Consider the following 12,621-nt stretch of genomic DNA (forward strand, 5'->3'; position numbering starts at 1 on the left):
TGCCGGGCATATCGCCGCAATGCGGCAAAAGGTCATGCCAGTACCTCGCAATCTCAGGTGAACTACCGATAGGTCGCCGCCCCAAGCGCCTTAAGCTTTGAAGTTCCGCAGCTTCATCCACGGCAGGGGGCGACGATTTCGGCATGGCACCATGGCAACACCGTTCGCTCGTACGAGTGCTCGCCCGGCTTGGCGCCGGTTCGCTTCTCGTCTTTCCCGCAAGCCTCGCGTGGGCGCAGGAGGCACCTGCCCCCGGTATACAGCCGGTGACGGCCACGACCGCAGCACCTGCCGACACTGCGGCCGATACCACAGCCGACGGCGCGGCCCCGCAACCCAAGAAGGAATCGAAGTTCCACCGGAAGTTCTTCGATGAGAAGGACGGAAAGTTCGACTTCTCGAACACGCTCGCCAAGGGCGGGTTTTTACCGATGCCGGTCATCATCACCGAACCGGCGGTGGACGGCGGCTTCGGCCTCATCGCCCAGTTCATCAAGCTGCCGAAGGACAGTAAGAGCGGTATAACGCGTACGATGGTCGGCGCGGTTAAGACCGGGAACGGCTCCTACGGCTACGGGTTCTTCCGCTCCGGATCGTGGTGGGACGGCAAAGTAAGCTACAAATTCGGTGTCGGCCGGGGCAAGATCAATCTCAACATCTACCCCGCCTTCCTGCCCGACGGCATCGAATATACCAACCGCTACGACTACGGCGCAGTCGGTTCGTTTCGCCTGCATCTGGCCGACCGGCGTTTCTCGTTCGGGCCGGTCTTCGACTTCCGCCAGCTCCATTCGAGCCTCGATTTCCAGCAGAATCCGGACGGGCCGAAGCTGCCCGACAGCTTCGCGCCCGATTTCGACCACAAGCTGAACACTGGCGCGCTGGGCTTCGGGGTGCATTTCGACAGTCGGGACAATGTGCTGTCGCCAACCGAGGGCTTGAATGTCTACGCAGAGGGAAAGTTCAATACGGGTGCCTTCGGCAGCGACCGTGACTTTCAGATATACGAGCTTCACGGCTACGGCTTTCACCGGCTCTCGCCGGCTTGGGACGTCGGCGCGAAGCTGGAGATTGATGCCGCGCGCAACAATTATCCGGTGTTCTTCGCGCCCGCCATCAACATTCGCGGGGTCGAGGCTTCGCGCTACCAAGGCGCCACCGCCTATAGCGGCGAACTGGAAGTGACGCGGCGGCTGAGCGACCGATGGTCGATCCTGGCCTTTGCCGGGCTTGGCTTTACCGATGACGGCGGCAAACGGACCTTCGACAATTCAGGCGCGATCTTCGCCGGTGGCGGTGGTTTTCGCTATCGCCTTGCCCGGAAACTGGGCCTCGATGCAGGCATAGACGTGGCCTACGGACCGGGCGGCGCGGTGTTCTACCTGCAATTCGGCCACGCCTGGTCCTTCGGACTCGACTGACCCTGCAAAGGGTCAGTGTCCCTGCGGCACCGCTGCCGCGGCGGGCGCGCTTCCGAAGCTGCCCGGCGGCTGCGCCTTCATCATGTCCAGCAACTGGATCATCGGCTCCTGATCCTCGACAATGCCGCCTGATGTCGGACGGTCGATATCGATGACAAGCAGCAAGGCCCCGCCGAACAGCAAGAGCAGCATCGCGGCGCTGATCCGCCCCCGCCGTCCGGCCAGCACGTAGCCCAGCACCCCCCCGGCAGCGGTCTGATAGACCACCAGCAGGATGAATACTTCAAGCGGAACGTGCGCACGGCGCGCCTGCTGGCGCTTGGCATCGTCATCGATCATCTCGTTAATCGAGGAGATATAGGACGTGGAGAACGGCTTTCCGGCGATCGTCGGGAAGGCATCGACAGTATCCGACCAGAGCTGCGTGATCATCGCATTGCTGCGCCCCAACAGGTCCACCTGGCGCGGACCGATAGGTTCGCGGGCGAGCGCAATGCGGTTCTCCGTATAGTTGTGCAGCAAGGTACTGATCTTCGTGCGATGCGGCTCGTCGAGCAATTGGGTGCGCAAGTAGGCCGTGCCGATCGCATTGGACTCGTCCAGAACCATCGCGCGGCGGGTATCGAAGCGGTCGATCGCCAGGGCAAAAGTGAAACCGACCAGCAGCGCCAGCAGGCCCATCACGGCCGAAACGATATAGCCAAGCTCGGCATGATCGTCCTTGACCTGCTCATCCTCGTCTCCCGGGGCGCTACCGGCAGCCGCCGCTTTCCCGCGGCGCGTGACGCTGCGCAGCTTCCACCCGCTCCATGCCGCGACGATCATCGCGCCGTAGAGCACGATGCCGATGATCCAGATCGGGGTGACAAGCAACCAATGGCCTATTACCGACATAGCTGTGCTCCGTTGTCAGAAGTAACAGCTTGACACTCCCCCAATTCCCTCAATATCCGTAAAAACCCTGGGAAATTCCAAGAAGGGATAGCGCCGTTCAAAAACATAAGAGGCGTGAGGGAAAACAGCATCGACACCATCGCAACTTCAGCAAGTCAGCTCAGCTCTTCTCCCTGTTTCTTTCAGATGCGGCCGGGGATTGCGCAGGCCGGGATGAGGGGTTTTCCCGATAGGCGACACAGTTCAATTGTCCGATGAAACATTTTCCGAACAGTTCAGGCCCGCACCGCGCGCCGCATCCACGAGGAGGCGATGAGTAGCCCAGTCAGGCGTATCGTAATAGCGGACGACCACGAGGCTATTCGTCTCGGTGTGCGATCCACATTGTCCGTAAATCCCGACTGGCGGATCGTCGGGGAGGCTTCCAATGGGAGGGATGCACTTGAACTGATCAGATCGACACAGCCTGACATCGCCATTCTCGACTTTTCACTGCCGATGATGAACGGCCTCGAAATAACAAGAGCGGTGAAGCGGGAACTTCCACGTGTCGAAATACTCATCTTCACCATGCATGATCGCGAAGATATTCTGGCGGAACTACTGACGGCCGGTGTGCGCGGCTATCTGCTCAAGTCGGATGCGACCAAGCACCTGATCTCGGCAGTCGAAGCGCTGGCAGTGCGACGCCCTTACTTCTCCGGGAATGTCTCGCAGACACTGCTCGACCGCTTCGTAGAGGCGTCCACGCGCAGTTCCAGTAGCTCGCAACTGACCACGCGCGAGCGGGAGATCGTCCAGTTGATCGCCGAAGGGCGGTTGAACAAGGAGATTGCAGGAATTCTGGGGCTCAGCATCAAGACGGTCGAGACGCACCGCGCCTCGGCCATGCATAAGCTGGATATCAAGACTACCGCCGGGCTGGTGCGCTATGCCGTGCGCAACAACATTATCGAGCCCTGATCGCGGGGCCCTGATCAGCGCACTCTACGTGGCCCTTAGCCACTGCCCGCGATCGCGGGCATGACGTTCATAACGCGCAAGACATCGGCCTGACGCGGCACGGTTTGCGCGCGAAGCGGGAACGCATCCCGGTCTTCGAACAGGGCAGCGTCCATCGCGCAATCGTTGCCAAGCCGTCGCGGCGCGATCGCGGTGACCACGGTCCCGTCGTGGCTCGAACGGACCGTGAAGCGGCCGCACAGGCCCGCCATGCGGGCATGCATCCCGTTCAGGCCGACTCCGCAGTCACGCGGATCCACCGGCGGCTTCGTCCCATGACCATCCGAGGGTCCATAGTCCCGCACACACAGGACGATCCAGTTGCGCCGGGATGTAAGGCGCACTTGCGCACTGCAGGCGCCGCTATGCTTGAAGACGTTCATTAACGCTGCCTGTGCCACGCGGAACAGCGACAGCTCCGTTTCATGGCAGGCGCCAGGTTTATAACCACATGTGTCGAATTCCACGTCGATCCCGGTGCGTGCGGCCATGCCGGAGACGAGTGTATCCAGCGCGTCGGCAAGTCCCAATTTCTCCAGTTCGGGGGGATGTAGTAGGTAGCTGAAACAGCGGATCTGCCGCTGGAGTTCACCGATCGTGCTTTTCGCGCTGCGGTGTGCACGCTCGCGATACTCGGCCCTGCCGTCGTGCAGGGACTGCAATTCGAGTTCCAGGATGAAAAGGTTCTGCGCCAGCACGTCATGAAGATCGCGCGCCAGCCGCCGTCGTTCATCGTCGCGTGCCCTTAGCAAGGTTACACGGACGTCTTCCGGCGTGCAGGTTTCGGCAGCAAGCGCATCGACCGACATGTCGCCGGCCAGACGCTCGATGAGATAAGAGAGTTCGCTGAAAGCCATTTGGGCGCCTCGATGTTGTAAATCACATCACAATCGACAGCGCGACCCCTGATTTTTTTCCTATTGCAACTTTTACATCACCCACCCAACGATCAAAAATTAAGTCATTTTCCAGTCCCTTTGCAAATTTCCCGATGGATAGCCGCGGAGCCGAATTGCCTACACGGCGGTGTCATCGACCGGGCGCACGACACAGCGAAAGCCGACATGGCTGGTCGACGTGTCGATCGGCTGCGCATGGCGCGCGGCGGGCCGATAGCGGCGGCAATAATTGGGTGCGCAGAGGTGAGAGCCCCCCTTGAGCACCTTGCGCGGAATGGGAATCTCGGGCTGCGCCGGATCGAAACTGCGTTCACGTGCAGCGCCTTGCGGATTGCGCGGGGCGCAGCAAGGCTTGGTCGTCACGACCTCATGCACTGCCGCGAAGTAATCGCTCGTCCATTCCCAGACGTTGCCGATCATGTCGAAAATGCCGTAGCCGTTGGCCGGAAACGCATCCACCGGCGAGGTACGCAGATAGCCGTCCTCCAGCAGGTTCTCACTCGGGAAATTCCCCTGCCAGGTGTTGGCCATCGGCCGCCCATTGGGCATCAGTTCGTGGCCCCAAGCGAATTCGGCGCGTTCCAGGCCACCGCGCGCGGCCAGTTCCCATTCAGCCTCGGTGGCAAGCGATTTGCCCGCCCATTTCGCGTAAGCCAGAACGTCGTCATAGGAAACGTGGACCACCGGGTGGTTTTCCAGCCCCTCGATCGATGAGCCAGGCCCCAACGGATGGCGCCAGTCCGCCTCGAAGCGGTAGTCCCACCAATAACCGATGTTGTCGAGGGGTACCGGCCGGTCAGGTTGCGAAAACACAAGCGAGGCGGGCCGCAGCATTTCCGGAATAGCGCCCGGGTAGTCGGCCGAATTCGGCGCGATTTCCGCCGTCGTGACATATCCCGTCGCATAAACGAAAGCAGCGAAGTCCCGATTGGTGACCGGCGTCGCGTCGATCCAGAAACCGTCGACGTTCACAGGATGGGCGGGCGCTTCTTCGGGATAGTGCTCGTCGGAACCCATCCAGTAGGTTCCTCCGGGCACGAAGACCATTCCGTCAGTGGCCACTGCGGCAGGGGCCTGCATGGCCGTATCGGAAGCTTCCCGCACCGAAATCCTCCTGATGGTTTACCCAAGGCCCACGGTACACCCTAAGTACGCGGACCTAATTTCAGTAGTGTTACCATCAGTAATTGCCCTTTGTCATCGGTAATAACCCCTAGACCGCAATTGACGCGATTGCATTTTTCCCTTCGACGTACTCAGGGAACGGATCATCCGAATGCCGAGATATCAAATACCACGCTCACCAATGCGAAGAGCCCGACAATCATCAATCCAATCGCCACAACGAGCGTGACGGAGATCGGATAGGCGCTGTCTCCGTGCAGCAATCCGTCAGCGATCATCTCCTTCCGGCGGGCCCGCAATTCGTTGGCGAACTGGATGTGCCGCCAGATCCCGCCGACAAGAATAATCATCCCGAGAACGATCAGGGTGCCGCCAAAGTTTCCGGGCGCGCGGGAATTGGTGATGGTCCCGGCGTCTGCGAGTCGCTTGAAGGCCTGAAAGATCGTGAAACCGAAGCCGATCATGGACAAAGACGTACGGATTTCCGACATCAGCGTCCGATCCGCCGACATCCGTGTGCGCTGGATCGACATCCCGGTTCGCCGCGTCGACATCTCAGTGCGGTTTTCCGACAGGTCTGTGCGGTGCCGCGAAAGGTCGGTGCGGTATTCCGAGAGATCGGTGCGATGCTCGGAAAGCCCGGTGCGATGCCGCGACAGGCCAGTGCGGAAGTGCGAATAGATCGTCGACGCTTCTTCGGATTTCGCCGTACCGACATCCGGCATCGGCGGAACCGGCGTTTCCGTGAATCGATCCGGGCGGATGAGCGGCGTTTCCTTGGGTGATTGGGCCATGCGTGTGCGTTCCCTGATGTCGTTGGGGGTTGAGTTGGCACGAGACTAGGCACTTTTCCCCTCAGGGAACTGGCTCGACAATCAGGGTAATTCCCCAGCCCGTGGCGGGCTTGCCCTTAAAGCCGGCCTTCTGTCGCAATCGCGAAAATGCCGCCGATTCAATGCGCGGGGTTCCATCCCCCCAAGCCTAGGGAAAACACCAATGGCATGTCCGCACCGGTGCCGGACAATGGCGGATCGAAAATCGGCCAAAAACATGGCCGCCTCAGGGATCTAGGGAGGTGCAGATGACATCGCATACATGGACGTCACGACTTGCACTCCTTGCGCTTGCGGGAATCGGCCTTGCCCCTGTGGCGGTGCACGCGCAGGACGATAAGCCCGCGCCCGCCACCGTAAGCGACAATGCCGCCACACCGGCCTCCGATGCCCACGCGCTGGCCCAACAACTCGCCAACCCCGTCTCGAACCTCATTTCGGTGCCGTTCCAGACGAACTACGACTGCTGCTACGGCCCGCGTGGCGGCGATCGCTTCACTCTCAACTTTCAACCGGTGATTCCCGTCAGTGTGGGCAGCAACTGGAACCTCATCATCCGGACCATCCTGCCGTTCATCAGCGAGGGTTCCACTGTCAGAGGCGAGGACGGCGCAACAGGCTTCGGCGATACTACGCAGAGCTTCTTCCTGTCCCCCAAGCAGGCCAGAAACGGCCTGGTCTGGGGCGTGGGCCCGGCAATCCTGTGGCCATCCGGGGCCGACGCCTTCAGCGCGCGCAAGTTCGGCGCCGGTCCGACCGCCGTCGTGCTCAAGCAGGGACATGGCCTGACCTTCGGCATTCTCGCCAACCACATCTGGTCGTTTGCCGGCCAGTCTTCCGGCACGGACGTCAGCCAGACTTTCCTCCAGCCGTTTGTCACGCACACCATGCCGGATTCCACCAGCTTCACGCTCAACACCGAGACCACGTACGACTGGAAGGCGAAGAACTGGGTAGTCCCGATCAATTTCTCGGTGGGTCATGTGGTCAAGTTCGGCAAGCAGCCTGTCAACCTCACGGTCGGCGCGCGCTACTATGCGGAACGCCCGGTGGGCGGCCCCGAGTGGGGCGCGCGCTTTGTCGTCACGTTCCTGTTTCCGAAATGAAATGAAGCCGGGCCATAGGCCCGGCTCCGGAAATCGCTGGCAGGCCTCTCAGCGTCAGAAAGAGGCCTGAAGCTGCACGGCGGGACCGTATAGCTTGTAGCGCACACGGCCGTTCCAGCTGTCCTTGTCGACCCCCAGCCGGTAGTCAACGTAGCGATAGGCCACGCCGATCGCGACATTCTTCAGGACATTGTAATTCGCGCCGGCCTGAAAATTTAGCAGACGGCCATCGTAATCGCCGATGTTGAGCGAAAGATAGTCCGCCCTTGCATTCAGCTCGACGCGCGGGGCAACCTTGTAGGTGCCGAACAGACCAAGTGTCGGCAATGGCGCGAGAGCCTTGCGCCGCCGGACTTCGGATTGGGCGGTCTCATTCCCGACAGACCCCTCACCCGCAATGGAGATGACGAAATCGGTGGCGTGCAGACCAATCCCCGCCCCCAGTTCGAGATCCGGCTTCTTGACGATCGCATAGCCAATCGTCAGGCGATAGATCGTGCTGTCGAAACCACTGCTGACGTGCGCGGCTGTCGGGTAGGTTACGCCGTCGAACGTTATGTCGTTCGCCAGCGAGACTTCGCCATTGCGCTTGAGCTTGTAGTAATCGGCGCCGACGATGAACCTGCCGAACCGGGCACCGCCTGTGAAGGACGGCAGCACATCGTTCTTGTCCAGCTTGAGATCCTTTTCCAGACTGATGTCGGTGCTGGGAAGGACCTGCGCCGGCGTGGAAACGCGGACATTGGTGGCGACCCGCGGGAAATAGGCCATCCCGCTGATCCAGTAATTGTTATCGAGCGTCTGCGCATGCGCGGGCAGCTGGCACGCGCATGTCGCCACGACCGCACCGAGCACGCCTGCCGCCCGCCGGCGACGGGCCACCGCAAACCGCGCCTGACTTGTCGCCACGCCGACTGGACGCAAGCGGTTGGAAATCACTTCGACTATTTCGTTTCCCATGGTCGGCTCCTGACAGGATGGGGCAACTGGAAATGGACGCTTGATCACGGTGGCAATTTATCAGGCAAAGCCAAGAATTTGAAGCTATCTCAAGAGTTCTTGATTGATACGAGAATATGTTCCGCCCGGCACCGCGCGTATCGGGGCTTTCCCTAGGACTACCTAGGGTAAGCCCCTAAGCCCGGCGCCCGCATTCGCTACGGAAAACCACATGCAATCCCGGCATGTCGTCCGCGATACCCCGTAATCGTCACGGCTGCGGGCCGGGGAACGCCCGGCGGGGTTCCCAAGGGTTTATCCCGATAAAGCAGCACTATTCGAGTGTGTAGATTCGCAGCCGAAGATAGGTCTGCGGAGAACAAACATGAGGGCACTATACAGGGCATCGGCCGCGTTGGCGGTCCTGTCGCTCGGGCTGCCCGGAGCGGCGCACGCGACCGAGGGCGGAACTTCGCTCTACCTCCTGGGGTCCGGCGGTCCCGGAACCGCCGTGATGCCCCCGGTCGAGGGCGTTTTCTACGACAAGACGATCTACGTCTACGACGGCAGCATCGGCGCGAACCGCGAGTTTCCGCTGAACGGCAAGATCGTCGCCGGTCTCGATGCCACGATCGTCGCCGACTTCGAAACCATTCTCCTCGTGCCCTCGACGCATTTCCTCGGCGGGACGATCGCCATCGGCGGGATCATGCCCTTCGGCGCGCCGATGATGAGCGCGGACGCGGTGCTGACCGGCCCGAATGGCGGGGTCTTTTCGGCGAACCGGCGCGATACCGCGCTTACCACCGGCGACCCGGTGGGAACGGTGATGCTCGGCTGGCATGGCAAGAAGTTGCACGCCCAGCTATCCACCCTGGTGAGCGTCCCGGTCGGCAATTACCGCGAGAACCAGTTGGCCAACCTTTCGCTGCACCGCTGGGTCGTGGACCAGTCCGTGGCCCTCAGCTGGCACGATACTGAGTCGGGCTGGGACATTTCGGCCAAGGGCGGCTACACGTTCAATGGCCGGAACGATGTGACCGACTATAGCAGCGGCGACGAGATCCATCTGGAAGGCGCCGTGGAAAAGGCGCTGTCGAAGAAGTTCTCGCTGGGCGTCCAGACCTACTACCAAAAGCAGGTCAGTAGCGACGTCGGCCCGCTCGGATCGTTCAAGGGCGAGGCGGTCGCCGTGGGCGGTACAGCCGCGCTCAATGTCATGATGGCGCGGACACCCGCGACGTTCCGCGCCCGCATCTTTCACGAACTGGACACCACCAACCGCCTCAAGGGCGACTCGTTCTGGCTGGATTTCTCGATCCCGCTGAAAATGAACATCCCCAAGCAATAAAGGCCCGGAGGACGCCGCAGATGGAAGACACACTTCGCCTCTTTGCCTCATCCTCCGCGCTCATTCTGGAGACGGTGGTCGCGCTCATCGTGGTCTACGGCGCGGCCGAGGCGCTGGTCCGCATGGCCGTACGCCTCACCCGCCGCCCCAACGCATGGACGCGCCGCCAGGTCTGGATGCAGTTCGCGCAGTGGATCGTGCTGGCGCTGGAATTCGCGCTGGGCGCCGACATCATCAGGACGGCCATCGCGCCGACCTGGGACGATGTCGGCAAGCTGGCGGCGATCGCCGCGATCCGCACAGGCCTCAGCTTTTTCCTTGAGCGCGACATCGACGAATTCGCGCCCGAAAAGGAAGCCATGGCCGCGGCGGCGAGAGCGGAAGAAATCCGCTCCTGACAAGGAAACAACGGGCCCCGGCCAAAGGGTTCTAACCCTGCCGCCTCAGCAAAAACCCCGATGGGGTTTGCCGATGGAACGCAGATAGTGGGAGAGTTCACGCGGCGTCTGTCACGCTTCGCTCCTTTTGTCCGGCCCGCGATATTGAAATCGAAACCGAAACACCGATCAAGGAAAGGAAGAGGTCATGGCCAGTCCCGGCTCACTGCGTTCCGGCTCTTTACGTTCAGGTCCACTGCGGCGCGGCCTTCTGATCATCGCGATGCTTGGCACCGCGGCAGGTGCGAGTTTCCCCGCGCAGGCCCAAAGCGCCGCGTCATCGGCGGCGAGCGCAGATGCCAGCGCCCCCATCGATCCGGCCGCCATGGCGGCGGTCGACAAGATGAGCGCCGCGCTTCAGGCGCTGTCCTCGTTCCACGTCCGGTCCGACGTCACCACCGAAGTGGTGCTGGTGACCGGCCAGAAGATCCAGTTCGGCGGAACGGTCGACACGTTTGTGCGCCGGCCCAATGCGTTCAGGATCATCGTCGCCGCCGACACCCGTTCGCGCGAGATGTATTATGACGGCAAGATCTTCACGATCTTCGCGCCGAAGCTGGGTTATTATGCCGACTTCGCCGCACCTTCGACGATCGGCCTGACCGTCGATAAGGCGCAGTCCCAATTCGATATCGAGATCCCGCTGGCGGACCTGTTCACCTGGAGCACCGACCAGAAGATCCGCTCCCGCATTCAGGAGGCGATGATCGTCCGGCCTGAGCAGGTCGGCGGCAAGCAGTGCATGCACTATGCGTTCCGGCAGGAACACGTCGACTGGCAACTGTGGATCGATCAGGGATCGCAAGGTCTGCCCTGCAAGATCGTGATCACCAACAAGGACGATCCGACGATGCCGCAGTACACGGCCCTGCTGACCTGGGACCTGACTCCGCTTTCGGCGAGTGAGAACTTTACCTTCGTGCCGCCGTCCGGTGCCAATCGCATCAACATTGCGGATGTCTCGAAGATGACGCCTGCCAAGGGAGAAGGACAATGAGCATGATGCTGAACGGCGGCGTGGCACTGGCTGCATCGCTTGCGCTGGCCTTCGAGGGAGCGCCGCTCGCCGCGCCCGCTTCCCATGCCGTCGGAACTTCACTTGACGGCGCGGGCGCCCTGCCGGTTGCCGAGCTTGCTCCCAAGCGTGGAGGCGGCGGCGGACATGCCGGAGGCGGGAGACCTGCCGGCGGCGGCGGCCATGCCGGCGGCGGCGCACATCCGAACATGGGCGGCGGCGGCCGTCCCGCCGCGCGCGGCGGGGCTTCAAGCAACATCAACCACAACGCCAACCGGAACGTGAATCGCAACGTCAACCGGAACGTCAATCGCGACGTCAACGTCAACGTCCACAATGACTATCACGGTCATGGCGACTGGGACGATTGGGACGATCACTGGCACCCGGCCGCGACGATCGCGACGGCCGCCGTCACCGCCGCCGTCGTAGGCAGCATCGTACGGTCGGTTCCGCCGAGCTGCTCGACCGTCGTGGTCAACGGTATCAGCTACTCGCAATGCGGCAACACCTGGTATCAACCGCAATATGCGGGATCGTCGGTCCAGTACGTCGTCGTCAATCCGCCGCGCTGAGGGCCCTGACGCCGCTCCGCGCAAGGCTACGGGAGCAACGGTATGAGCCTTCTCGTCGTCGTCAAGCTCGCCACCGTCCTGAGCGTGGTGCTCCTGCTCTTCGCGCTGGCCCTGCGCGCCAAAGTGAGTGACCTGATGTATCTGGTCATTCACTGGCGGCTGGGCCTCGGTGCTTTCGTGGCCATGTTCGTGCTGGTCCCGGCCGCCGCGTTCCTGATGATCTACCTTGTGGATCTGCCCCGGCCGGTGGTCATCGCCGTTGCGGCGATGGCGCTCTCTCCGCTGCCGCCGATCCTGCCCGGCAAGCAGATCAAGGCCGGCGGCGAGAGCTGTTATGTAACCGGCCTCCTGTTCGGGGCGACGATCGTTTCGCTGTTCGTCGCCCCGATCGGGATTGCCATCGCCTCGCGCATCTTTTCGCTCGACGTTTCGATATCGCCGCTGGCGCTGGTCAAGCCGCTGGCGATTTCGGTGCTGATCCCGCTCGTCCTCGGCCTGCTGGCGCAGCCCCTGTTCGGCTGCGCGGTGCCGCGCGTCAGCGCAATCGTCAGCAAGGTGGGCACCATTCTGCTGTTGCTGGTGGTGGTCGCTTTCGTCATCATTCTCGCACCCGCGTTTTGGAGGCTGGTGGGTAACGGAACGCTGGTCGCTTTTGCGGTGATGGCCGTGGTCGGCCTTGCTGCGGGCTATTGGCTGGGCGGCCCCGATCGCGGCGACAAGGCCGCACTCTCTTTGGCCGCATCGACGCGCCATCCCGGCGTCGCGCTTGCCATCGTTACCCAGACCATACCCAATGTGCCGCTGGTTCCGGCAGCGGTGGTGCTGTCGCTGGTCGTCTCGACCCTGATCGGCATTCCGTTCCTGCACTATCTCAGCAGAAAGAGCGCCGGAAGTCTCGCCTGAAGAACTGGCAGAAAGCGGCGCCGGATGAACGCGCGCCGTTTCGAGAGTGCGGTTAACGCTCTTCGCTACCCCTTTCCCGCTTCGTCGCCCCCAAAAAAAAACGCCGAGATGGCGGGCTCTT

At 61.9% G+C, this 12,621-nt stretch carries 13 protein-coding genes; 8 read left to right on the forward strand and 5 right to left on the reverse strand.

Annotation, left to right across the window (positions count from 1 at the left end; genetic code table 11):
• The first annotated feature begins 143 nt into the window (after window positions 1-143).
• On the forward strand, window positions 144-1,421 hold the full coding sequence (locus AC1VVM_RS19905; RefSeq protein ID WP_482957197.1) for a BamA/TamA family outer membrane protein: 1,278 nt from the start codon (window positions 144-146) through the stop codon (window positions 1,419-1,421).
• 12 nt (window positions 1,422-1,433) lie between these two features.
• On the opposite strand, the gene AC1VVM_RS19910 is transcribed toward AC1VVM_RS19905, so the two are convergent.
• A complete protein-coding gene (locus AC1VVM_RS19910) occupies window positions 1,434-2,315 on the reverse strand; it encodes a bestrophin-like domain (RefSeq protein ID WP_482905484.1) in 882 nt (293 codons plus the stop codon).
• Window positions 2,316-2,627: 312 nt separating this feature from the next.
• On the opposite strand from AC1VVM_RS19910, the gene AC1VVM_RS19915 reads away from it, so the two are divergent.
• Window positions 2,628-3,278, forward strand: coding sequence for a response regulator (locus tag AC1VVM_RS19915; protein WP_482957198.1), 651 nt, complete (start codon window positions 2,628-2,630; stop codon window positions 3,276-3,278).
• Window positions 3,279-3,313: 35 nt separating this feature from the next.
• On the opposite strand, the gene AC1VVM_RS19920 is transcribed toward AC1VVM_RS19915, so the two are convergent.
• The 3 genes from AC1VVM_RS19920 to AC1VVM_RS19930 form a co-directional block, all read right to left on the reverse strand.
• A complete protein-coding gene (locus AC1VVM_RS19920; RefSeq protein WP_482957199.1) occupies window positions 3,314-4,174 on the reverse strand; it encodes a sensor histidine kinase in 861 nt (286 codons plus the stop codon).
• Window positions 4,175-4,333: 159 nt separating this feature from the next.
• Entirely contained in the window at window positions 4,334-5,263 is a 930-nt protein-coding gene (locus AC1VVM_RS19925; RefSeq protein ID WP_482906761.1) for a formylglycine-generating enzyme family protein, read from the reverse strand.
• A gap of 221 nt (window positions 5,264-5,484) precedes the next feature.
• Complete coding sequence (locus AC1VVM_RS19930; RefSeq protein ID WP_482957200.1) at window positions 5,485-6,135, reverse strand: YidH family protein; 651 nt, start codon at window positions 6,133-6,135, stop codon at window positions 5,485-5,487.
• A gap of 287 nt (window positions 6,136-6,422) precedes the next feature.
• Between AC1VVM_RS19930 and AC1VVM_RS19935 the strand changes: the two genes are divergently transcribed.
• Complete coding sequence (locus AC1VVM_RS19935; RefSeq protein ID WP_482957201.1) at window positions 6,423-7,280, forward strand: hypothetical protein; 858 nt, start codon at window positions 6,423-6,425, stop codon at window positions 7,278-7,280.
• Window positions 7,281-7,334: 54 nt separating this feature from the next.
• On the opposite strand, the gene AC1VVM_RS19940 is transcribed toward AC1VVM_RS19935, so the two are convergent.
• A complete protein-coding gene (locus tag AC1VVM_RS19940) occupies window positions 7,335-8,240 on the reverse strand; it encodes a hypothetical protein (protein ID WP_482957202.1) in 906 nt (301 codons plus the stop codon).
• A 364-nt stretch (window positions 8,241-8,604) separates the two neighbouring features.
• Here AC1VVM_RS19940 and AC1VVM_RS19945 point away from each other — a divergent pair, with 364 nt between their 5' ends.
• From AC1VVM_RS19945 to AC1VVM_RS19965, 5 genes are all read left to right on the forward strand, one after another.
• A complete protein-coding gene (locus tag AC1VVM_RS19945; RefSeq protein WP_482957203.1) occupies window positions 8,605-9,570 on the forward strand; it encodes a SphA family protein in 966 nt (321 codons plus the stop codon).
• Between the two features lie 20 nt (window positions 9,571-9,590).
• Entirely contained in the window at window positions 9,591-9,968 is a 378-nt protein-coding gene (locus AC1VVM_RS19950) for a DUF1622 domain-containing protein (RefSeq protein WP_132386267.1), read from the forward strand.
• A gap of 187 nt (window positions 9,969-10,155) precedes the next feature.
• The gene (locus tag AC1VVM_RS19955) at window positions 10,156-11,004 is read left to right on the forward strand and encodes a DUF2092 domain-containing protein (protein ID WP_482957204.1); all 849 of its coding nucleotides are present in this window, start codon (window positions 10,156-10,158) and stop codon (window positions 11,002-11,004) included.
• The gene (locus tag AC1VVM_RS19960; protein WP_482957205.1) at window positions 11,001-11,597 is read left to right on the forward strand and encodes a hypothetical protein; all 597 of its coding nucleotides are present in this window, start codon (window positions 11,001-11,003) and stop codon (window positions 11,595-11,597) included. Before AC1VVM_RS19955 ends, AC1VVM_RS19960 begins: the two co-directional genes overlap by 4 nt.
• Window positions 11,598-11,639: 42 nt before the next feature.
• Entirely contained in the window at window positions 11,640-12,500 is an 861-nt protein-coding gene (locus AC1VVM_RS19965) for a bile acid:sodium symporter (RefSeq protein WP_482957206.1), read from the forward strand.
• Window positions 12,501-12,621: the final 121 nt, after the last annotated feature.

The sequence above is a fragment of the Novosphingobium sp. BL-S-33 genome, from assembly GCF_056857025.1.